Source organism: Cytobacillus stercorigallinarum (assembly GCF_014836495.1).
GTDB lineage: Bacteria > Bacillota > Bacilli > Bacillales > Cytobacillaceae > Cytobacillus > Cytobacillus stercorigallinarum.
The window spans coordinates 69,623-91,721 of record NZ_JACSQT010000002.1 but is presented as its reverse complement, the minus strand read 5'-3'; the positions used below and the strand labels follow the sequence as shown (position 1 = coordinate 91,721).

Below are 22,099 nucleotides of genomic sequence, written 5' to 3'. Positions count from 1 at the left end.
TTCTGTCTAAAAAATATACTTTTATTTCAACTCCAATAAAACAAATAGTTTCTCAATATTTGTTTCCGTTTCTAAATGGGTAATAAAATCAATTATTTTATCCTGTTGATTGCTGCTGTAGACGGCAGATGTCAAGGTCTTAAATTTTTCTATCAATTCGCTTTCAGATAGTTTTTTACCCGGCCCGCCCTTTGCAATGTCTACACGTTCGCTATATATATTTCCATATGAATCTATAATTTCCACTCGAGCGGGCATTTGAAGAGGATAGTCCTTTTCGAGCTCAGCAGAATATTGAACAAATACCTTTTTAGCGAACTCTTTTATCTCTTTATCCTTGTGTAGCTGTTCTATGAAAACAGATTGATTCGCTTTTTGATAATAGAGCTGTACAGCAATAGCAAAAGGTATGCTAAACTTCGATGACAGTATATTTTCATAATCCTGATGTGATAAAGAGGATGCTCTTGCATAGGTATATACGTTTATTTTTTCTATCTGATCTGGACCAAGTTGCTGTTTGTCAATAATAGACTTAAAGGCATCAATAGGTGAATGTACATAACGACAAAAAGCATAGGGTTTAAAATAATTGAGTTCAATATCCCAGGGCACATTCTTACCCCTCTCTAAATCAGTCCAATTAAATCCACTGCCGAGAATAGTGGAAAACACAGTTGAAACATTATTTTTCGGTGCCAAATGATTGGTACGGGCAAATATCACACTCTTCATTCCCATTTCAATCGCATGGCCAGCGTAAATATTTCTAATTAATTTACCTTCTAATGCCGATGTCCATAAGGTTGGCAATGAGAAGCTAGCGCTTAGGTTCACACCTTCTTGAAATGTTGCTTCATCTGCTCCATCAATCATGAGCGCAGTTGCTGCAGCCCCCATTACTCCCCATGTTCCATGAGCATGTGCTTCTGGTAATAGAGTAGTCGCTCGACCAAATCTTGAGCAGTATTCATAGCCTTTAATAATTATACTAATCAGTTCTTGTCCAGAAACATTTTTGCTTCTCTGCAGCATCGTGAGAATAACAGGAATCACATGAGCCGCAGGGTGGCCTTTACTATATTGGTTTCCTTCATCCATCTCTGTAGCCACACATGCCGTACCATGTACAAGTCCAGAACTATACATATCTGCATGGAGGGTAGTACCAAGGAGCTGATAGCTACCCGTTCCAGAAAATTGCTTAGCTAATTCGAGCGTATCTTGTTGCTGCATGCCAGCAATCAAAGCCCCTAATGTATCTAAGAAGATCCATTTAGCTGAATCAATTGTTTCTTCATTAAAGTCTGACCAAACTGCATCATATATTGCTGAAGCTTTCTTGATCAATCGGCCTTCTCCTCCTTCTCTTATTCAAAATAACCTAGGTTGTTGCTGATTTGTCTAGCTCCCTCCTTTATTTTTGCAATCAATTCCTCCTCATGTTCTGGCGTAAGTCTCTGGATAGGACCTGCAATCGTTAAGCTTGCGACCATCTCTTTGTTTTGATCAAATATAGGTGCAGCAATAGCAAAGCTCCCAGGAACCCTTTCACCTTTCGTAACACAGAAACCACGTTGGTTGATTTGTTTGAGTTCTTCTTGTAGTGCTTGAACAGGGATATGACTGTTTTGCATAGCTAGATTATCGAGTGTTTTTTCTCTGTCGGTTTCCTTCTCGAATGCAATCAATACCTTACCTGAAGCACCTAAATGAAGTGGCTTTCGTTCTCCAATTCTTACAAAGTTTCGGACATCCTGTGGACTATCAACCTTTTCTACGCATACTCGATTAAGGTCGTCCTTAATATTAAGTTCCACTGTTTCGCTCGTTTCTTCTACCATTTTTTTCATTATCGGTATGGCGACATGCCTAAAATCCAATTGGCTTTGAACAATGCTACCCAGCCTAAAAAAATTAACACCTAAAGAGTATCTATGCGTATCTTTGTTCCTTTCAATATAATCAAATTCTTCTAGTGCGTTGAGGATACGAAAGACGGTGCTTTTAGGATATCCCAACTCCTCTTGTACCTCACTAATAGATAAGCTTGTTCTATTCATAGAGTACAAAGATAATATTTTAGCCATTTTTTCAATTATTTTCATTTTGTGAACTCTCCAGTCTATCAAAAAACTATTCGGTGCAAGGGTCTTAATTGGCTAGACCTAAATAAGATTCTCTAAGTTTATTATCCTGCAGCAAAGATTCTGCTGTACCTGACATCACTATCTCTCCATTTTCAATCACATATCCCCTATCAGACATGGATAATGCTTGATGTGCATTCTGTTCAACTAATAGGACAGTGACACCCTGTTGCTTAATCTCCTTAATAATGTCAAATACTTGTTTTGTTAATAAAGGCGATAACCCTGTAGAAGGCTCATCTAATAATAGAATCTTAGGTTGAGCCATCAGCGCTCTACCTATTGCAAGCATTTGTTGCTGGCCTCCACTGAAGCTTCCTGCCATCTGGTTTTCCCTTTCCTTTAAAATCGGAAATAGCTTAAAGCAGTACTCGATATTTTTCTTCATATTTTTACGTGCCGCTGAAGAATAAGCACCTAACTCTAAGTTTTCACGTATTGTCATTTCAGTAAATAACATTCTGCCTTCTGGCACCTGTATTAATCCTTCCTTGACAATATTTTCTGGTTGCATTTTTTGTATATGCTTTCCATTGAACTCTATTTGTCCATTGGTAGTAGAAATTAATCCAGATAAGGTCCTCAACAAAGTAGTTTTCCCTGCACCGTTCGTTCCTAGTATACTGACTAATTCACCGGAGTTCACTTCAAAAGTGATATTTCTTAACACCTGTAAATTTCCATAACCTGCATCCAGGTTCGATACTCTTAACATCATGATACTTCCTCTCCTAAATACGCCTCTACTACAGTTGGAATTTTCATTACTTCCTGCGGGTCTCCATCAGCTATTTTTTCTCCCAGATGCATAACAGCTAGGCGATCAGATAGTGCCATCACCGCAGACATAAGATGTTCAATGAAGAAGATGGAAATTCCGCTATCTCTAATATTCTTAATAAGCTCAATGAATTCATTCACCTCAGATGGATTAAGCCCTGACATTACTTCATCTAAAAAAAGAACTTCAGGGCTTGTAGCAAGAGCTCTGGCTACTTCTACTTTCTTTTGATTTGGAAAGGTTAGGTCTTTCATTCTGGAATAGGCAAGAGATGAAATACCAATTAAATCTAAGTTTTCCAAAGCCAATCTTTCTGCTTCTTTATAACTTTTTTCTCGATTAAATGCGCCAACAATGACATTTTCTAACACTGTCAGATTGCCAAAAGGCTGCACAATCTGAAATGTTCTCGCAATCCCTTCTTTACATATATGCTCTGGTTTATTTCCAATTATCTCTTTACCATTATACTTAACAGATCCTTCCTCCGGTGTGTGAAATCCACATACAGAATGGAATAAAGTTGTCTTTCCTGCTCCATTCGGACCAACTAGCCCAACAATTTCTCCTTTATTGAGCGTTAAGTTGACATTGTTTACTGCTACTAGGCCAGCAAAGCGTTTTGTCAATCCTTTAATTTTTAAAAGTTCCAACGTCTTCACCCCCATTTATGCTGTTATCTTTCTTTTTCTTTGCATTTTTTTCCTTCCCAAATTTATTTTGGAACCACCCAACAATTCCTTCAGGCAAGTACAGCATGACAAGAATTAAAATGACCCCGTAAGCCATTAAATTCGCTCCGACAAAGTTTCCGAATAAAGTGGTTGTAAGCTCCCCAATTGGAATAATAATGAGTGAACCTACAATCGGACCTAAAACCGTTCCTGCCCCGCCAATGATAGCCGGTAACAAAATATTAATCGATACATCATTAGAAAAAGTCGTCGCAGGTTCAATAAAAAGCATATATTGTGCATAAAATGTTCCCCCTATTGCTGTTAAGCTTGCACTTATTGCAATAGCAATCATTTTATTTTTATACGTATTTACACCTAGTGATTGGGCCGCATCTTCATTTTCGCGGATGGCAACCAAGTTATAGCCCAACTTAGAACGACTAATATAATAAACTAAAACAGTGACTGCGAACGCAAATAATAGAATGATGTAATAATAAGTGGTACGCGAGCTAAATTGAAACATAAGGGGATCTGGTTTATATGGAATAAGTACACCAAGTGTTTTATTGAAAATGTCAAAATTCTGAATGATGATTCGCAGAATTTCCGCAAATGCTAGTGTTCCAAGCGAAAAGAACACACCTCTCAATTTGAATCTGAACGACAGATATCCAATGAATAGACCAATTAAGGCTGCAATTAGGGCCCCTGCAAAAAGTCCAATCCAAGGCGATACACCAAGCTTCGTGAATAATATACTTGATGTATAAGCACCTGTTCCAAAAAAAGCTGCATGCCCAAATGAAAACTGGCCTGAGTAACCGCTCAATATATTCCATGCTTGGCTCACCAATGCATAATATAAAATGAGAATGGCAATGTGCATGTAGTACTGGTCTTTGACAATAAGAGGAAAGAACGTAAAAATAAGTAATGCTAAGCTGATTAGAATAGGAAATTTTCTCATCGTGCTTTCCCCCCAAATAAACCATTAGGTTTTGCCATAAGGACAATGACAAAAATAATATAGGTCATGAGTTCTTTTAAACTACCAGGTAAAAAAGCTCCTCCTAACGCTTCAGAAATGCCAATAATGAGCCCACCTATTATTGCACCAATAAAGTTGCCCAATCCGCCAAGAACTACCACAACAAATCCCTTTAATATAAAAGTGGCACCTACTGTCGGCGAAGTATAGAAAAATGGCGTAATGAGCGAACCAGCGATTGCTGCAAGAGAAGCGCCTAATCCAAAGGCAATATAGTTTATGCGGTTCGTGTTGATTCCTGATAGCATTGCGCCGTTGCGATTGATTGAAGTTGCGCGTATCGCCTTCCCAAGCATCGTTTTTTTAAGAAATAAAAACAGGCCTATTGATAATACAATCGCTGCAATAAAAGCAATTAATTTCGGGACATTTACTCCTACTTCACCTATATTAAACGTTTGAATAAAACCTTCTAATTTTACGCTGCGAAAATCAGGACTCCATAATATTAACGCAAGGTTTTCAATAACAAGCATAATTCCAAGTGTTACAAGCAATTGATTATGCTCTGGCGCATTTAACATTTTAGATAAGATTGTCTTCTGAATGATCGCACCAATGAAAAATAAGGAAATGGCGCTTAATGGTATCGATAAGTATGGATTAAGTCCAAGAAGGCTAAACGACCAGTATGAAATATACATACCTAACATTAATAATGCCCCTTGAGCAAAATTAATAATTTTCATTACCCCAAAGATTAAGGTGAGGCCTATAGCTACCAGTCCATAAATACCTCCCATTAAAATACCGTCCACCAAGGACTGTAATATCAAAGTGAGCATCAACTTCCCTCCTATACCTAGTGTTTTTTATAAAAGAGAACCCATTTCGTTCCCTCAATCATTCTAATTTTGAAAGTTGGGGTGGAGTTTTCCTATGTATGATGCACGCTTCCAAATGAGGTGAGCTTACAAGCGGCTACAAACACAACTGAAGGCCTCAAATTTTAACATTGTCTATACATAGTACCCTCTCTTCGTTCCCTCTTTTTATTACTTTGTTGGTAATACAGCGTCGGCATTCTTGTATTCATCAGGGTAAATAACTTTAGTTTCACCGTTGATAATTTGATTTAAAACAGCCTGGGCATTTGCATTTTGTCCACTTTCATCAAAAATAATTGAATCCTGGGGAAGGATATGCTCTGTTAAATTTGTTTCGGATAAAGCCTTCTGAATTTTGGCCCGATCGGTTGAACCAGCTCTCTCTACTGCATCAATTAGGACTTTCGTGGCAGTATAAGAATAAGCTGCATTCGGCCCCATATGTTTATTAAATTGGTCTTCGTATCTTTTCGAAACTTCAATTGCCAGGTTACTTTGAGGATTGATAGAATAGTTGACATCCATAATATATTGATTGATTTCTGTTTCATCATTAATAAATGACGTATTGCTAAATGCTCCATTAGCAACACCGATTATTGCTTTAGGCTGAAAGTTAGATTGATTTAAGCCATTTACCAGTAGCGTGCCATCACGCAAATAGGTTGTTGCAATCACTGCGTCAGGCTTGAGCCGATTAATTTTATTGATTGTCGATGATAAATCTGCTGTTGTTGCAGCGTGAGGGATGTTATCCAGCACTTCAATTCCGTGATCTGCTGCCCCTTTCTCTATCAAACTAGCAATACTGGTCCCAAACACTGAGTCCTCATGAACAAGAACAACTGTCTCTAAAGGGGAATCACTCATTTCATTAAGCACATTAAAATAGTCTAAAAAGTTCGCTGCCATAGTCGATGCTGGCGGCTGAACTCTGAAGGTGTATTTAAAGCCTCTCTTTGTAACTTCTTCGACTGTAGCAATATCGACAACGAATGGGATCCCTGCTCTTTCAGCTTCTTGGGTTGCTGGTAATGTAACACCACTTGAATAGGCACCAATAACACCAACTACTTTTTCACGATCTAACCTTTGAATTTCAGACATCCCTTTTTCTGGTGCACCTTCATGATCAGCTTCTATTAATTCGACCTTTGCACCGCCTAAAGACTCGATTCCGCCTGCTTCATTAATTTCTTCAACTGCAAGTCTTGCTGCATCACGCATTTCCTGACCTTCATTAGCCAATGCACCGCTTAATGGATGAAGTGCGCCGATTTTCACAATATTCTCATCGCCTGATTGTGCTTCTCCAGTACAACCTGTCAATATGAACAGCGTCGCCAGCATAAGAAAAACGATTTTTTTCAATTCCATCCCCCACTTTTATCATTAAATGGACCTTCTAACAAATTTACCTCTACCACTTTCCTTTGTTGGTATTCCATTGTTTACGATTACTTCTCCTCTACTGATGGTATACACTGGCCATCCTACGGTCTCAAATCCATCAAATATAGAATAATCTGAATTCGAATGAAGTACTTCTGGCGAAATCGTTTTGGCTTTAGCTAAATCCACAATGGCGAAATCAGCATCTGCTCCTATTTCAATTCGCCCCTTATTTTCCAAATTAAACGATTCAGCTACTTGATAGGAAGTGATATCAGCAATTCTTTCAAGCGGAATTCCTCTTTTCATATGACCTTCAGTAATCATCATTGGCAATAGTGCACCAGCACTTGGGAATCCGTACTCTGCTTCAAATACTCCATTCCCTTTAGAAAATTTGGTTGCAAGTGATCCAGGCACATGGTCTGTTCCAATTGCATTCACAATTCCTTCCTTAATCCCCTCCCATAAACGATCTGAATCGTATTGACCATGAATAGGTGGACCTACTTTTGCTTTTAATCCAGTTGAAGATTCTTCTGTTAAGTTCAAATAATGGGGACAAGTTTCTACCTTTACCCCTTTTTCAAGTAGCCAAGGCATCTTTTCAAGCACATCGATACTAGCACCTGAAGTCAAATGCACAATAAAAACATTTCCACCAACAATGGAATTAATATACAATGTGCTTAGTAATGATTCTGCTTCCGCAAAACCAGGGCTTGTAAGAGACCATGTTTTTAATCCTTCTTCCGCACCTTCTTCTTTATACTTCTTAATCAAACTGCGATTAATATCCATATTCTCGCAATGAATCGCTAATAGCAGTTTAGGAGAGATAGATTTAAACTTCTCCAGAAGACGCATTAAATCATAAGAAGATAAGTTAATGCCATTGGATATTTTGAATTTATCATTTAATTGTCGTTCATAATTCCTAAAAAACTTAAATGATGTCAGCCCGAAACGTTTAACCGTCTCTTCAAGCTCATCAATATGCTGTTCTGTCAAAATACCTAAGCTATATGTAAAGTCAATATAACTATGTTTTTCACCGATATCTTGTACTTTAGGAAAAAAATCCAAATAGCTAACTGGTTGCCGATCATAATTGACAATCGTTGTAATACCTCCAACGGCATGCTGTTTCGTATCAAGAAAATCTTTTTCAATTGAGTTATAGATTCCTAGATGCTGGTGGGCATCGATCACTCCAGGGAACACATGTAAACGGTTTGCATCAATTACTTCATCAGCTTCTATCTCTGTGTTCTGATTATAAATACCAGCAATTTTACCATTAATGACACCGATATCAACCGCCTTAACTCCTTCTTTAGGGAAGACGACTAACCCATTTTTAATCAGTTGATTAACCTTCAACTTTAACTCCTCCTTCTTGAAATTGTTTTAGATAATCGTAAATTTCTTCTGACGGTGATACGTCGCAATACTTCATCCATAGGTCAAGTAGACCGGCTTTATGAGACAGTTCGATCCGATCATAAACACAGTCCTCCACAACAGCCACATTGAAATTATGCGTGACTGCATCTACGGCTGTCGCACGGACACATCCACTCGTCGAACCACCTACAATAATCAATGTATCGACGCCCATTTTTACTAGATAACTAATCAGTGGCGTACCGAAAAAGGCGCTTGCATAGCTTTTATCAACAACAAGATCCTTGCTTTCTGGCTCTAGTTCAGAAACAATTTGCGCCTCAGGTCTTCCGTCAATGTACTTAGAATTATCTCGTTCAGCTTTAACCGCAAATGAATCAAAATTGATGGTTTTCTTCTGCACATTCCTTGTATAGATTGTTGGTATATTTAATTGATCTGTCAGCTTTTTCATTTTCTTTATTTTCTCGATCGATTCCCATGCCTTTGCACCTCCCCCACTTGGCCATGTTTCAAGCTGATCTGCTATCGGGAGGTTTGCCCCTACATAGTTATGTTGAATATCTATAATAACAAGAGCAGGCTTTTTCCCTAATCCTCTCTTTTTTCCATATCCTCCTTTTTGAATTACCATTCTATCTACCTCAGTCAACATATCTTCCCATGGTCTAGTCATAATATTTCTATCCCTTCATTTAAAATTGTTAGTGCCGCATGGTTTCCGGCAATTTTCCCGAAACCTAATGCAGCTAAGAGGCCGTTTCCTGACATATAACCATAAGAATGGTTACCTGAAATTCCAACCGCGGCACCTCCGCCAGCATATAAATTTTTAATGGAATTACCATTCTTATTTATCACCTGAGCATTGGAATTTATTTGCAAACCTCCTTGTGTATGGAAAAGAGCAGGCGATACCTTGATCGCATAATAAGTTGGAGTAAGCTTCTTCGGCCATACTGTTCTTCCATATGCATCTATGCCTTTTTCAACAGCTACATCAACTAATTTGAAGGTTTTTTGTAGATTTTCCGTAGGTAAGTCTAACATCTTCGCTAACTTATCAATCGAATCACTTGTTTTAAAAGCCTTCATCTCAACTAGTTGTTTAAAATCCTCAATGCTAATCAACTGATCATATATGTGCTGATCGAAAATAATATATCCGCATTGCCCTGGCTGATTTAATACTTGAACAGCGAATTCTGAGTATCCATGAGATTCATCTCCAAATCGCTCGCCATTTTGATTGACCATAAATCCGCCCATCATTATCGTTCCCCATGTAACTAAAATACCTTGTGACTTTGCAACAGCAGAGTGCCCTTGATAACTTGTTAAGGAGGCATATGATGCTCCCACTTTCTCGCCCATTCTAATAGCATCACCTGTATTTGCTTCATAGCCAAAATAGAGCGCATCTGCTATTTCAGGAATATATTTACTTACCATCTCTTTATTTGCTCCAAACCCATTTGTTGCTAGTATGACTTTTTTCGCTTTAATTCGCTGGACACCATCATCTGTTTTTACTTCAATTCCAATTACTTCATTGTTTTCATTTGTTATTAATTCGCTTACCTCTGATTGTAATAGCAAGTATATTTTGTCACTCTTTGCAACAGCTTGTTTAAGCTTTTTTATTAGTTCCAGTCCAGATCTTGAGGGCGGTGCATGCATTCGGAAATTCCTTTGCCCAGGATATTTAAACTCTTTTACTAATGAAAGCTGAATTTGCAGCTTATCTGCCATCCACTCAATTAATGGCCCCGACTCTTTACATAAAGCTAAGGTTAAATCATAGTCACTTTCATGATGATTTTTCCTTAAGATATCCTCTGTCATCTCTTCTGCTGTCTCAAAAATTCCTTCCTCTTTCTGAAATCTTGTATTCGCTGCAGGAATCATTCCGGCACTAGCAGCTGTATTGCCCAAAACAAAATCTGTTTTTTCAAAAACTCCTACCTCTAAGCCTTTTTCAGCTGCTGCTAATGCAGCCACCAAGCCACAGCCACCAGCACCTGCTACAGCTACATCTAACTCAGCATCCCACATAATTTCAAATCCTCCAATTTGTTCCATATTGTGAAACTTGTTTCATTTAATTATCATGGTAACACTTTATAAAATAATGACAACTAAGATGTCATATTTATTTACAAAATTTTTTATTTTTAGATAATTAATTAGTCGGTCGCATCAGTTCTGTGATTGTTGCGATATCATCAGAATCTTCTATAGATAAGATTTCTTCTATAAGTTTCTTCGCACGCTGACAGCTAAGCACCTTTGCTAAAGTTCTTTCGCTTTTTTCTATTACTCTTTCTTCAAGTCCTTCCTCATAGGCATCTCCGCTAGCTCCACTAACAGCCATATTAAATTGCCTTTGATCTACCATTTTCAGTACAACACGTGAATTCCGTTGGTCAGGAAGCAATTGTGTCATATTAACATCTTCATGAACAAATACTTTCTCGGCAAAATTGAGCCTCTCTTCGTTCTGATTTCTCTTTGGATAAAATAAGCTTGCCACAGCATATGGTATAGAAAATTTGCCTGCATATGCATTTTTCACATTTTGATTATTCAGCATAGCTGCCATTGAATAGGTAAAGATATCTACTCTCTCCACATCTTCAGGGACAATTGTTTCCATTTTTAATAGTTTATTTACTCCATCCATAGGAGAGTGGCAAAAACGGCAAAAGTCATAGAATTTGAAATATGTTTTCAGCAAGTAGTATTCATCGCCCAGCTTTTCAATTATTTTTTCGCTTTGAAAACGCTTTCCTAATATTCCACCACCATAAATTTGCTTCATAGCGTTAGGACTGCTCGAAAAACCAGCTGTAATAAGATGGTCAATTAAAAATGAATGCATATTATTCAAACCAACGTATACATCCCTTAACCGATGACCTTCTAACACCGGCTGCCATAAAGAGACATTAGGCAATGAGCTACTTAAATAAAACCCTCGCTCATAATCATGTGCATGATAGTTTTTCATTTTACCTAAAGCAAAAATAGCCCCAATTACTCCCCAGTTTCCATGGGGATGTATGTCGTCTCGCAAGGTGATAGCTGCCCCTGCTCTAGCTGCAATCTCATAGCCGAGTATAAAGCTTTTTAGAAAATCCCTTCCATTGCAGTGACTCGTTTCAGCATAGGCCAATAAAGTAGGAAAGAAGTGACAACTTGGATGCCCTTTTGCTATCGGATTACCTTCATCCATCTCCTCACTCACCATTGCAATCCCATTAATAAAGGCTGCCATCTGAAGGTTAATAGAAGCTTGTCTGCCTACAATAGTTGCGTAGCCTTTATTGGCTTCATTCTGACTGATATCCTCTTGTAGCTTGAGCATATGTGAAGACTGATTTCCATGGATAATGGCAGTTATTGAATCAAGAATGATTAATTTCGCTCTCCGTTTTACTTCTTCTGATGCATCATGAAGTTGAAAATTGGTTGCGTACTCACTTAATACTTGTTGATATTCCATTCAGCCACCTTCTATTGTTCCATATTATGAAACGTGTTCTATTTTTTATAAATTCTATCACTATTTAAATTTTTAAGTCAATGAATTTCATTAAAAAGTTTTGAATTAATTTTAAATTTTAATAAATCTGATAATTGTATTGACTTCTCCTAATACTTCCCTTACGATGTTTGTATGTTCGTATCGTGAACATGTTGTTCATAATATGTAATAAGGGGATTAAAATTTGAAAACAAATGAAACTGAAACGGTTCAATCTGTTGAAAGAGCGATTGAACTATTATATTGCTTCACAACACGAACACCGGAGCTTTCACTCAATGATATCGTCAAACGCACAGGGCTGAATCGGACAACGGTCTTTCGATTACTCTCTTCTTTGATGAAAAAAGAACTGATTAATAAAAATGCAGCTATGAATACTTACCGACTTGGTCTACCTTTTATACATTTCGCCCAGATTGTTACTGAAAATCTAGATTTAAGAAAAATGGCCCTGCCTATCATGAATGAGCTTAATGAGATTACGAAAGAAACAATAAGTTTGAATATCATACAAGGAGCTTCGAGAATATGTATTGAGAAATTAGAGGGAAAGGAAGATATTCGACAGTTTATCAACTTAGGCATTCCTTACCCTCTTTATAAAGGGGCTTCAGGTAAACTGCTGCTTGCCTTTTCTAAAGACGAACTAATTGAAGAAGTTATTGAAGGATCCGGATTGACGAAGAATGAAACAGCAGAATTAAAAAAGGACCTCTTACTTTTCCAGGAGCAGGGATTTGCCTTCAGCATGGATGAACGAATTATCGGAGCATTTGCGATTTCCACCCCCATTTTAAATAGCCAGCAGCAGCTAATTGGCGGACTCTCTATCTCAGGGCTATCAGCAAGGCTAGATAATAATAAACAGTTATTTATAAAAGCAGCCATACAGTCAGCAGAAAAATTATCAGCTATGATGGGTTATCAAAAATTAGGAGGATGATTCATTATGGGACAAACCATTATTGAAAAAATCGTATCAGCACATGCAAATAAACAAGTTAAGCAAAATGAAATTGCAATTGTCAATGTCGATGGTGTGATGGCTACCGACACAACTGCCCCTCTTACAATTAAGGCCTTTCAGGATATGGGTGGATGGAAGGTATGGGATGCAAAAAAGGTTTTCCTTATTATTGACCATGCTGCACCAGCGCCTAACGAAAAAATCGCAAATCTTCATACATTCATGAGAGAGTTTGCGAAAGCTCAGAATATAAAGCTTTACGACATCGGTGAAGGCATATGTCATCAGCTGATGGTAGAAAATCATCATGTGAAGCCAGGTCAATTATTTTTAGGTGCGGACTCCCATACTTGTACATATGGTGCATTGGGTGCCTTTGCTACAGGTGTGGGTTCAACCGATTTGGCAGGAGTCATGTTGACAGGGCAAACTTGGCTAAAAGTACCTGCTTCATTCAAAATCACTTTGAATGGAAAGCTGCAACGAGGTGTGTCTGCTAAAGACTTAATTTTATATATCGTCGGTCAGCTAGGAATTGAAGGTGCAACCTATAAAGCAATCGAATTCACAGGCCCTGCAGTCGAATTACTTTCACTTGATGACCGGATGACTCTTTCCAATATGGCCATTGAAATGGGGGCTAAAGCTTGCTTTGTTGATACTACAGGATTAGAGCTTCCATACGATTTCGATCATATATATGGTGATGAGGATGCAGCATATGAAAAAGAATATTTATTTAATGTCAGCCAAATTAATCCTGAAATTGCCACCCCTCATTCTCCAGATAATGTAAGAGATATTGCTGAAGCCATTAACACACCTATCCAAATGGCTTTTATCGGAAGTTGCACAAATGGCAGATTGCAAGATTTACATGCGGCAGCTGAGATTCTAAAAGGAAAGCGCATTCACCCAGATGTCCGCCTAATCATTGCTCCCGCATCGCAAAAGGTATTACTAGATGCACTAAAGGATGGGACTGTGGAGATCTTAACTGCAGCAGGCGCATCTTTCATATCTTCAGGCTGCGGGCCATGTGTTGGTACGCACCAAGGGGTACCTGGGAACGGAGAAAACGTTATCTCTGCGACAAATCGTAACTTCCAAGGAAGAATGGGAAATCGCCATTCCAATGTATACTTAGCATCTCCAGCAACTGTTGCAGCCTCCGCCTTGAATGGTAAAATCACTGACCCTACAACACTAAAGGAGGCGTTTTCATGATTATTAAAGGCAAAACACATGTATACGGAGATAATATCGATACTGACCGGATTATACCTGGCAAATATACTAAAACACTAAATCTACAAGACTTAGCCGATCATGTCCTTGAAGATTTAGATCCTGAGTTTCGCTCAAGAGTAAAACAAGGTGATATCATCGTTGGAGGAAGCAACTTTGGCTGTGGCTCATCAAGAGAACAGGCCCCTCTTGCGTTAAAAAAAGCAGGGATCTCTGCCGTTGTTGCCCAATCCTTTGCGCGTATATTCTTCCGTAACGCAATTAACATCGGCTTACCTGTTATTGAGGTGAAAAATCACTCTATTAATATGAATGATGAAGTAGAAGCAGATTTAAAGAACGGAAAAGTGATAAACTTATCAAAAAATGAAGTATATGAGGGGACACAAATCCCTGAGGTAATGGTAAAGATACTAAATGAAGGTGGGTTAGTTCCTTATTTGAAGGAACATAAAACTTATTCTTAATCCCATTTTATCACTTTTGATTGACAAGTATAAAAGAGATTAGAGGCATAGATATATCATGCCTTTTTCTGTTTGTCTTTAAGGCAGATTGCATTGGCCTTTGGAATCAGAATCCCGTAGATGCACTTGCTCGAATCGCAAGCTATTTGTGCAGAAACATTGCTTTTTTACTTTAAGCTTAAAAAACTGCTATCCGAAAAGCAATGAATTATGATTTTACGGTTCAGCTCTTTTTTAAAATCAAAATACATGATGAAAATGAACTCATAGAAAATCGCCAACTAATTACTGACTTTAATTTGTACAATTGATGAACAAAAAACTCTTCTTCGGAGAATAGGAATAGCCCCCTTCCGAATCCATACCTAGCACAAATCACATTCTCCATTTCCTTTCCATCCCTCCCTTGTGGTTTTTAGTTAAATCTCATTAATTATAAGGTATTTTTGTTACATTTACTAAAAACAATTTTGAAATCTAACTCCTAAATTTATCTGAATAATATCCCTATATACCAAGATATATTTTATAGAAAGCGAATGAACAATTACCTACATAAAAAAAGATAATTTCGTCAGAGAGCGATTCTCAAGCATCCTAATTAATGGAAAAGTATTATTTTATTTTCTTAGATTCGTATGATAATATATAAGTAAAGATAATTACGCATTATCTTTACTATACATAATAATATTATTGTTAATTAAAAAGGAGTCCTTCTTATGGATGAATTAGTTTTATTACATACACTTTCAAATGAAGCTTATTTACTTCAATTACGAAATCGATTAAAGGATAGTAACTTCTTAGATTCAAATCGAAATCTCAACTTGAAAAATGCCAGTGATCAAGAATTACTTGAAATGTTTTTTGTCGTAAAGGTTTTTACAAGTAATAAAGAGTTATCTCCCCATACTTTGAAAGCTTATCGGACTGATGCTAAAACATTGTTAATATTTATGAATGAACATCAGCTGAAGTTTAAAGAGATCGGTTTTCTTGAAGTGAAAGCATATAATCATTATATTAATGAAAAATACGCCCCGAAATCCGCAATTAGAAAACTGGAATTCTTTCGTCGAATTTTAGATTTTGGATACGAGACGCAATTTTACGCTGCGCATTTATCTACATGGGTTTCAAAACCATCTAGTAAAAAGGGGCATATTACAAAACAAGATGGGAGTCAGGTAAGAGAGTTAACTCCCAATGATGCTGAACATCTGATATCCTGCTTCCCTAAAATTGTAAAAACGAATAAAAATCGTGAAGCACTGCAAACTCGCAATTTATTAATCGGTTATTTACTTTATACAACTGGCATGCGCGCTAGTGAGTTATTAAGTTTAAACTGGGGAAGTTTTCGTATCAACCGTCGCGGAGCTCTTTATGCAGACGTCATAGGAAAAGGGAAAAAAAACCGTTCCATACCGATTCGTGAAGAAGTAAAAGCAGTTCTATTCACTTATAGAGAAAGTATCTCTGCTCCCACAGAATGGAATACAAATGATACTGCACCTCTCTTCTTCTCCATATACAACAAGAATGATATTGAGACAGACCCAAAGAGATTATCTTATCCTGCCTTGTATAAAATTGTTAAGGAAGCAGTTGCCTTAGCAGGAAAACAATCAAATGTCTCTCCCCATTGGTTCAGGCATACATTTGTTACGATGTTACTAGAAAACGATGTGCCGCTTGCCGTTGTCAAAGATTGGGCTGGCCATGCAGATATATCTACAACCAATATTTATTTGGAAAGGATTAATCAAGATGATTCATTTAAACATTTACAAAAAGTATCTATATTTCAATAAAAATTCATAAATTTTTGTTTTGTATTTTATACAATGGCTTTTGTTAACGTTTGGCTGTTCACCTATTTAGCGTTGTGGACAGTCAGATATACCCAGGTGGATTTATGGTCACATGCAATTAATGAGTCTCTCCACTATTTAATAAAAGGAACTTTGTATAATGCTTGATTCATATAAACCAATTCATTGGCTAAGTTTTTCACTCTTGATAAAACATCTTTATCAAACAATTCGTTCTTATGATTGAAATGATCAATATGGGCATACACATAGCTTGGAGCTACATATGCACGAAAATAGCCTGCAATTGGTTTTAATTGATTTTCTATTACAAGATAATGCTGATAAGTTCCTCCTGTCGCAATAAATCCCATTACTTTATTGCGAAATACATCGGGAGGAACTAAATCAAACAAATTTTTAAGTACTCCTGTTATCGATCCTTGAAAAATAGGTGATCCGATAACATAAAAGTCAGCTGAAGAAATGGTTTCAATAAGTTGCTTTGTATCATCATTGTATTCAGAAGGATGTCTTCCATCACAAAATTGAATGTCAAAATTCTTTAAGTCTAGTAACTCTACCTCAATTTCAGGATGAATGGTTTGAATCTCATCTAACACTTTATTTACTACGACTAAAGTTTTCGAGCCTGTTATTGTTCCAGAAATACCTAATAATCGCATGCTTAATCTCTCCTTTTTTATCATTGGTAATATAAGATTAAAGATGCAATATCTATGCCAATCAAAAACCTAGTGATTAGATGAAACAGCATATTTAATATGTATCAAATTTGAACCTAAACGATGATTTTTGCAACATTGAAGAGTGTTTAGATTGGGGATGATTATATTTAAATTAATTCTTCTTCATTTAACTTCCTCCATAATGTACTTCTACTAATTCCTAATAATTTCGCCGCTTCACTTTTGTTCCCGTTTGTTTTATTTAGAACATCTTTAATTGTATTCATCTCTGCCTTTTTTATCAGATCCTGAGATGATGTATTTTCTGCATAAATTTCAGAATTTAATTGCGAAAAGTCATTATCCTCTAATGTTTCAATTAAATTAGTAATCAACTCTTTTCTAGTCACTTTTATTGGTGATTCTAAGTAGGCAAATAATCGTTCGAGATTATTTTCCAATTCCCTAATATTCCCCTGCCATTTGTACTCAGCTAATATTTCTGTCATTTCATGGATGTGCTCATTTATAGTATTAAAAAAATGAGGATATCTCTTAAATGTATAAGATAATACCAAATCTTCCAAATCTTCTTTGCGCTGATTTAATGTAGGTAAAATAAGGTTTAATACACTTATACGATAAAATAGGTCTAAGCGAAAATCACCTTCTTTTACTTTATCCAGAAGGTTTACATTTGTTGCCGCAATAATTCTAACATCTATTGGTATAATCGATGCACTTCCCACTCGTCTAACTACTTTCTCTTGAAGAATTCTTAATAATTTTGACTGCATGCTTAATGAGATTTCACCTAATTCATCTAAAAATACAGTACCTTTATGAGCAAGTTCGAATAATCCTGCTTTTCCACCCCTTTTTGCGCCTGTAAAAGCACCTTCTGTATATCCGAAAAACTCTGATTCAATTAAGTTTTCTGGAATAGCTGCACAATTGATAGCAATAAAAGGTTCAGATGCGCGAGAGCTGTCATTATGTATACTTTGTGCAAATAGCTCTTTCCCAGTGCCTGATTCTCCAATGATTAAAACATTTGCATCGGTTTTCGCAAACTTTTTGGCTTTTAATTTTGTCTTTTGAATCGGCGTGCTTTTACCGACAATGTCATGAAAATCGTAAATTGCTCGATTGGATTGGTCATATAACTTTTTTCTTATACTCTTTTCGTGCTTTTGGATCTCGTCGGTATCCGATATAATGATAACCGTTCCATCAAAAATATCTTTAACATAGATTGGGAATGAGTTTAAAAATAAAGTTTTATTTTTATAATCAAATAATTTCCCCTTTAAAGGAACGTTTTGTTTTGAACTTTTAGAAATAAAACCAAACTCACCAATTTCATTAATAGAAATCCCCTTTAAATCCCGATATTTTTGTAGAGATAACAATTCAATTGCTTTTTGATTGATTTGGAGGATTCTGTTTGTTACGTTTAAACTGATGACTCCTTCATTAAAATGTTCTAATATATACTCTTGACGTTTTAAGTTACTTTGCTCTTCAAACCTTCCAGTTAATACATTAAATGCAATATCGATTGCCTGTTTTACACTTTCTCTTCCATACCAAATGAACCCACTTAATCCTTTTTTTATAGCTTTAGAAACAATTAAACCAGAACCAATAACACTTTTTTGTTTTTTCGCAACAAGTTCATCTATTAAATCATCAATTGATTCTACATTCGGATAAGAGTATTGGTTAATCTTTATATTTAGCAAATTTTCTAAATCCGATAAATCTTCCTTAAAAAATTTTTCTTTATAATTAATAATATTGATTTCATTTCCAAGTCTTACGGCTTGATTTAGTGCTTTTAGAAATTCATTTGTTTGTACACGGAATGGTATTAAATGTCCTCTAACCTGACGCCGCTTAAACTCTTCATATATAGTAGCACCACAAATTAATACATCATCATTTTGTATATAGGTAGGATTTTTTAAAATATCTTTTGCTTCTAATTTTTGCACTACTAATTCTTGGAAATTTCGTTTTCTTATTGAGATTTCTTCTTCGACAAATACATCCAATGGTGAAAAACCGGTTACAAATAACTTCATCCTCATCCCCCCTTATATAAGAATATTTATTAAAACATGTGGGTATGTTGATTTTCTATCAATTTAACCATGTTTTCACATTTTCATAGAGCATAATATTGATTTGTTCTTCACTCAATCCATTGGCTAACAACATAGGAACAACTTTATCTAATAAAAAAGTCATTGACCAATCTGGGTATACTTCCTTTTTTAAACTCTCAGGTTTATATCTATCTGTCGTACAACAATAATCTTGTGATAAAAACATTCTATTAGTATATCCTTTTTGAACAAGAGCGATTACTGTTGCATTTCGTCTCTCTGTTGATAATGTAGAAGTAAGACCGTAGCGGTCCATCCCGATATAAACCCCTTTATCTAACAATCTTTCAAGATAATCGAGATTATCGGTGTCCCCACAATGGCCAATTAGGACTTTATTCAATTGAACTCCTTCCTCTTCAAAAATTTCAATTTGATTTAGTCCATTTTCTTTGGAGGGTACTGAATGAGTCATAATAGGAACTCCTGTACGCAGGTGTGCTCGAGCAACTGCCCTTAAAACTTTTTCGACTTGAGGAGTAAGCCCTGGGATATCTGTTGCACATTTTAAAAAGCCAGCTTTAATCTCACTATTTTGAACCCCAATTTCAATGTCCCGTACAAATTGCTCTACCATAAAGTCGGTATTATTAAACATAAAGCGTGTCGGTAAATAATGAAATGTAAAGATACCTGTAGCAGCAATGATATTTACCCCTGATGCCATAGAAACCCTTTGCATAAATCTGACGTCACGATCTAGTCCCATTACACTCGGGTCAAAAATAGTCTGAACCCCTTGTTTCTTAACACCAAGCACTTGTTCTAAAGCAAATTGATATTCTTCATCATGATTGTATAAATGGGGGAATTGAACAGCGACTTCTTCTGCTCTTGTTCTTAAATGTTCATGTATAAGTGTTTTACCTAGCTTGTTGATTTCAATTGGCCCCGTAACCGAATTAATTACTTTCATATTCAACCTCCATTCATTTTTTTAAATTATTTCACAAATTTATAAATTTGAATATAAAAGAAGGGAGAGGCGTTTTATAGTAAACGTTTTCATTTTTAACTTTCTCCCTTGTTGGAAACAAGTTGTATCTAATGTTTGGGGAAATTAAATCACCTTACATAATTCGGTAGAAACAGAGCGATTTCAGGAAAAATATATAACAATATGATTAATGATAGAATTGGAATCATGAACAATAGCGCACCTTTAAAAATGGATTGAAGGTCAAGGTCGTCCACGACGCCCTTCAACACAAAACAATTCATCCCAACTGGTGGTGAAATTAAGGCCATCTCTACGAGAAGTACAATAATGACGCCAAACCAAATCAAATCAAATTCAAGCGCTTGAATAATTGGCATGATGATCGGGATAGTGACGACAATCATTGCCATTGTATCCATAATGGCTCCTAAAATTAAATACATAAGCACAATGAGTAAAAAAATCATTGTTGGTGATAATTCTTTACTAAATAAAAAGTCGGCTAATAGATTCGGTACTCTCGTAATCGTCAAAATAAAGTTTAAGAGAAATGCCCCCATCACAATAGCGAAAATAAAACCAGTCGTTTTTACTGTACTAAAAATCGCTTCACGAAATCTGGCAAATGTCAGTTTTTTTCTTAATAAGGCTACAAGAAAAGCCCCTAATGCACCAAAACCAGCTGCTTCTGTAGCGGTGAAAAATCCGATATATATTCCACCCATAACCAATATAAATAGTAAAATAATCCATACATTCGTTTTTAAAGATTTAACTTTTTCACTCCAAGGTACATTGTTCTCATAAGTACCAGACACTAAACTAGGCTTTATCAATATACTAATCCATATCGTTAACATAAAAAAAAGGGTTAATAGAATCCCAGGTACAATGCCAGCCATAAGTAACTTACCTATAGATTGCTCTGTCATCATGCCATAAAGAATGAACATGGTACTTGGAGGAATAAGTATTCCTAATGTTCCTCCTGCTACAATAGATCCACCAGTTAAGCTTTTAGAATAGCCCGCTTTGAGCATTTCTTTTGATGCGACTACCCCAATTGTACCTGTTGTAGCTAAACTAGAACCTGAAGAAGCGGCAAACATAGCCGAAGCCCCAATAGTTGCTATACCTAATCCGCCTTTAAGCTTTCCAAACCAATTCTTGAATGCGGTGTATAATTCGTCACTAAATCCAGCAACATATAAAAATTGTCCCATTAATACAAATAGAGGAATTGTACTCAATGTATAGCTATAACTATGGTGCCAAATGATGCTTTCAATAGCAGTAAACAGTGCATTTTCACTTTTTAAGAATAAAATACCTATACAGGCAGGTACCGCCATTGCTACTACAATCGGAATTCTTAAAAACATTAAAATAAACACAAAAACTAAAACAATCACACCTATAGCAGTTACATCCAAACGAATCCCCTCCCTACTTTCCTTGTGTGAGCAACCTAAAGTTACCAACTATTTGCTTGATTGATTCAAATCCCCAGCCGATGAAACCAAATATTAATAGGGCTTTAAAGTAGAAAAAAGGTATCCTGAGAATGATAGAGGCTTCGGCGAGATCAAATTTGATGACAAAAACATAAGCAACTAAAAAAGCAAAAATCGTAATTAATATAGAAGAAATTAAATCAATCACATACTGAACTTTGATTGGGAAATGATCTGCTAGGATCCCTACCGAAATATGAGCTCTTTGATTTTCAGTATACGAAAGGGCACCGACGATCAATGTAACCATTGTTAATTGGACAAGCTCCACATCTCCGACAATCGGACTGCCTAAACCTCTTGATATAGCTGAAAAGGCAACAATTATCATCATGACTATCAATGAGAGGAATGCCAACCATTTATTGATTTGAGTACATTTGGAAATTATTTTCGCCCACATCTTTAACCCTCCAATCACAAATGATCATTACTATTAAAATTTATCGGG

20 protein-coding genes are annotated in these 22,099 nt (G+C 36.4%); 4 read left to right on the top strand and 16 right to left on the bottom strand.

Annotated features, from left to right (window positions below; genetic code table 11):
* Positions 1 to 21: 21 nt before the first annotated feature.
* The 11 genes from H9655_RS05055 to H9655_RS05005 form a co-directional block, all read right to left on the bottom strand.
* Positions 22 to 1,350 carry an MmgE/PrpD family protein gene (locus H9655_RS05055; RefSeq protein WP_191811582.1) on the bottom strand — a complete coding sequence of 443 codons (1,329 nt, stop codon included), beginning with the start codon at positions 1,348 to 1,350 and terminating at the stop codon, positions 22 to 24.
* A gap of 20 nt (positions 1,351 to 1,370) precedes the next feature.
* Positions 1,371 to 2,108 carry an IclR family transcriptional regulator gene (locus H9655_RS05050; protein WP_191811580.1) on the bottom strand — a complete coding sequence of 246 codons (738 nt, stop codon included), beginning with the start codon at positions 2,106 to 2,108 and terminating at the stop codon, positions 1,371 to 1,373.
* 46 nt (positions 2,109 to 2,154) lie between these two features.
* Positions 2,155 to 2,865, bottom strand: a complete 711-nt coding sequence (locus tag H9655_RS05045) for an ABC transporter ATP-binding protein (protein ID WP_225230481.1) — start codon at positions 2,863 to 2,865, stop codon at positions 2,155 to 2,157.
* A complete protein-coding gene (locus H9655_RS05040; protein WP_191811578.1) occupies positions 2,865 to 3,584 on the bottom strand; it encodes an ABC transporter ATP-binding protein in 720 nt (239 codons plus the stop codon). The genes H9655_RS05045 and H9655_RS05040 overlap by 1 nt, the downstream gene beginning before the upstream one ends.
* Complete coding sequence (locus H9655_RS05035) at positions 3,565 to 4,578, bottom strand: branched-chain amino acid ABC transporter permease (protein WP_191811576.1); 1,014 nt, start codon at positions 4,576 to 4,578, stop codon at positions 3,565 to 3,567. The genes H9655_RS05040 and H9655_RS05035 overlap by 20 nt, the downstream gene beginning before the upstream one ends.
* On the bottom strand, positions 4,575 to 5,444 hold the full coding sequence (locus tag H9655_RS05030; RefSeq protein WP_191811574.1) for a branched-chain amino acid ABC transporter permease: 870 nt from the start codon (positions 5,442 to 5,444) through the stop codon (positions 4,575 to 4,577). The genes H9655_RS05035 and H9655_RS05030 overlap by 4 nt, the downstream gene beginning before the upstream one ends.
* A 210-nt stretch (positions 5,445 to 5,654) precedes the next feature.
* Complete coding sequence (locus H9655_RS05025) at positions 5,655 to 6,857, bottom strand: ABC transporter substrate-binding protein (RefSeq protein ID WP_191811572.1); 1,203 nt, start codon at positions 6,855 to 6,857, stop codon at positions 5,655 to 5,657.
* A 21-nt stretch (positions 6,858 to 6,878) separates the two neighbouring features.
* Positions 6,879 to 8,261, bottom strand: a complete 1,383-nt coding sequence (locus H9655_RS05020) for a dihydroorotase (RefSeq protein ID WP_191811569.1) — start codon at positions 8,259 to 8,261, stop codon at positions 6,879 to 6,881.
* Positions 8,251 to 8,961, bottom strand: a complete 711-nt coding sequence (locus tag H9655_RS05015) for an isochorismatase family protein (RefSeq protein ID WP_191811567.1) — start codon at positions 8,959 to 8,961, stop codon at positions 8,251 to 8,253. Before H9655_RS05015 ends, H9655_RS05020 begins: the two co-directional genes overlap by 11 nt.
* Positions 8,958 to 10,367: an FAD-dependent oxidoreductase gene (locus tag H9655_RS05010; protein ID WP_225230450.1), complete on the bottom strand. Its 1,410-nt coding sequence runs from the start codon at positions 10,365 to 10,367 to the stop codon at positions 8,958 to 8,960. The genes H9655_RS05015 and H9655_RS05010 overlap by 4 nt, the downstream gene beginning before the upstream one ends.
* A gap of 100 nt (positions 10,368 to 10,467) precedes the next feature.
* Positions 10,468 to 11,790 carry an MmgE/PrpD family protein gene (locus tag H9655_RS05005; protein ID WP_191811563.1) on the bottom strand — a complete coding sequence of 441 codons (1,323 nt, stop codon included), beginning with the start codon at positions 11,788 to 11,790 and terminating at the stop codon, positions 10,468 to 10,470.
* 226 nt (positions 11,791 to 12,016) lie between these two features.
* Between H9655_RS05005 and H9655_RS05000 the strand changes: the two genes are divergently transcribed.
* The 4 genes from H9655_RS05000 to H9655_RS04985 all read left to right on the top strand — a co-directional run bounded on the left by H9655_RS05000 (position 12,017) and on the right by H9655_RS04985 (position 16,334).
* Complete coding sequence (locus tag H9655_RS05000; RefSeq protein ID WP_191811561.1) at positions 12,017 to 12,778, top strand: IclR family transcriptional regulator; 762 nt, start codon at positions 12,017 to 12,019, stop codon at positions 12,776 to 12,778.
* Between the two features lie 6 nt (positions 12,779 to 12,784).
* Positions 12,785 to 14,029, top strand: coding sequence for a 3-isopropylmalate dehydratase large subunit (locus H9655_RS04995; protein ID WP_191811559.1), 1,245 nt, complete (start codon positions 12,785 to 12,787; stop codon positions 14,027 to 14,029).
* On the top strand, positions 14,026 to 14,517 hold the full coding sequence (locus tag H9655_RS04990) for a 3-isopropylmalate dehydratase small subunit (protein WP_191811557.1): 492 nt from the start codon (positions 14,026 to 14,028) through the stop codon (positions 14,515 to 14,517). The genes H9655_RS04995 and H9655_RS04990 overlap by 4 nt, the downstream gene beginning before the upstream one ends.
* Before the next feature lie 722 nt (positions 14,518 to 15,239).
* Positions 15,240 to 16,334 carry a tyrosine-type recombinase/integrase gene (locus H9655_RS04985; protein WP_191811555.1) on the top strand — a complete coding sequence of 365 codons (1,095 nt, stop codon included), beginning with the start codon at positions 15,240 to 15,242 and terminating at the stop codon, positions 16,332 to 16,334.
* Between the two features lie 134 nt (positions 16,335 to 16,468).
* Here the strand turns inward: H9655_RS04985 and H9655_RS04980 are convergent, their stop codons facing one another.
* The 5 genes from H9655_RS04980 to H9655_RS04960 form a co-directional block, all read right to left on the bottom strand.
* Positions 16,469 to 17,020 carry an NADPH-dependent FMN reductase gene (locus H9655_RS04980; RefSeq protein WP_191811553.1) on the bottom strand — a complete coding sequence of 184 codons (552 nt, stop codon included), beginning with the start codon at positions 17,018 to 17,020 and terminating at the stop codon, positions 16,469 to 16,471.
* Between the two features lie 170 nt (positions 17,021 to 17,190).
* Positions 17,191 to 19,110: a sigma 54-interacting transcriptional regulator gene (locus H9655_RS04975; protein WP_191811551.1), complete on the bottom strand. Its 1,920-nt coding sequence runs from the start codon at positions 19,108 to 19,110 to the stop codon at positions 17,191 to 17,193.
* Between the two features lie 58 nt (positions 19,111 to 19,168).
* Positions 19,169 to 20,110 carry a phosphotriesterase family protein gene (locus H9655_RS04970; RefSeq protein ID WP_191811549.1) on the bottom strand — a complete coding sequence of 314 codons (942 nt, stop codon included), beginning with the start codon at positions 20,108 to 20,110 and terminating at the stop codon, positions 19,169 to 19,171.
* A 149-nt stretch (positions 20,111 to 20,259) separates the two neighbouring features.
* Entirely contained in the window at positions 20,260 to 21,567 is a 1,308-nt protein-coding gene (locus H9655_RS04965) for a TRAP transporter large permease (RefSeq protein WP_191811546.1), read from the bottom strand.
* 13 nt (positions 21,568 to 21,580) lie between these two features.
* Positions 21,581 to 22,051 (bottom strand): TRAP transporter small permease, encoded by a 471-nt coding sequence (locus H9655_RS04960; RefSeq protein WP_191811544.1) that lies wholly within the window; start codon positions 22,049 to 22,051, stop codon positions 21,581 to 21,583.
* Positions 22,052 to 22,099 lie beyond the last annotated feature (48 nt).

Bases quoted from the DNA above. Each gene is read 5' to 3' on its own strand.
- H9655_RS05050 (WP_191811580.1), bottom strand. From the start codon at position 2,108: ATGAAAATAATTGAAAAAATGGCTAAAATATTATCTTTGTACTCTATG.
- H9655_RS05045 (WP_225230481.1), bottom strand. From the start codon at position 2,865: ATGTTAAGAGTATCGAACCTGGATGCAGGTTATGGAAATTTACAGGTG.
- H9655_RS05035 (WP_191811576.1), bottom strand. From the start codon at position 4,578: ATGAGAAAATTTCCTATTCTAATCAGCTTAGCATTACTTATTTTTACG.
- H9655_RS05030 (WP_191811574.1), bottom strand. From the start codon at position 5,444: ATGCTCACTTTGATATTACAGTCCTTGGTGGACGGTATTTTAATGGGA.
- H9655_RS05015 (WP_191811567.1), bottom strand. From the start codon at position 8,961: ATGACTAGACCATGGGAAGATATGTTGACTGAGGTAGATAGAATGGTA.
- H9655_RS05010 (WP_225230450.1), bottom strand. From the start codon at position 10,367: ATGGAACAAATTGGAGGATTTGAAATTATGTGGGATGCTGAGTTAGAT.
- H9655_RS05005 (WP_191811563.1), bottom strand. From the start codon at position 11,790: ATGGAATATCAACAAGTATTAAGTGAGTACGCAACCAATTTTCAACTT.
- H9655_RS04995 (WP_191811559.1), top strand. From the start codon at position 12,785: ATGGGACAAACCATTATTGAAAAAATCGTATCAGCACATGCAAATAAA.
- H9655_RS04990 (WP_191811557.1), top strand. From the start codon at position 14,026: ATGATTATTAAAGGCAAAACACATGTATACGGAGATAATATCGATACT.
- H9655_RS04985 (WP_191811555.1), top strand. From the start codon at position 15,240: ATGGATGAATTAGTTTTATTACATACACTTTCAAATGAAGCTTATTTA.
- H9655_RS04980 (WP_191811553.1), bottom strand. From the start codon at position 17,020: ATGCGATTATTAGGTATTTCTGGAACAATAACAGGCTCGAAAACTTTA.
- H9655_RS04975 (WP_191811551.1), bottom strand. From the start codon at position 19,110: ATGAAGTTATTTGTAACCGGTTTTTCACCATTGGATGTATTTGTCGAA.
- H9655_RS04970 (WP_191811549.1), bottom strand. From the start codon at position 20,110: ATGAAAGTAATTAATTCGGTTACGGGGCCAATTGAAATCAACAAGCTA.
- H9655_RS04960 (WP_191811544.1), bottom strand. From the start codon at position 22,051: ATGTGGGCGAAAATAATTTCCAAATGTACTCAAATCAATAAATGGTTG.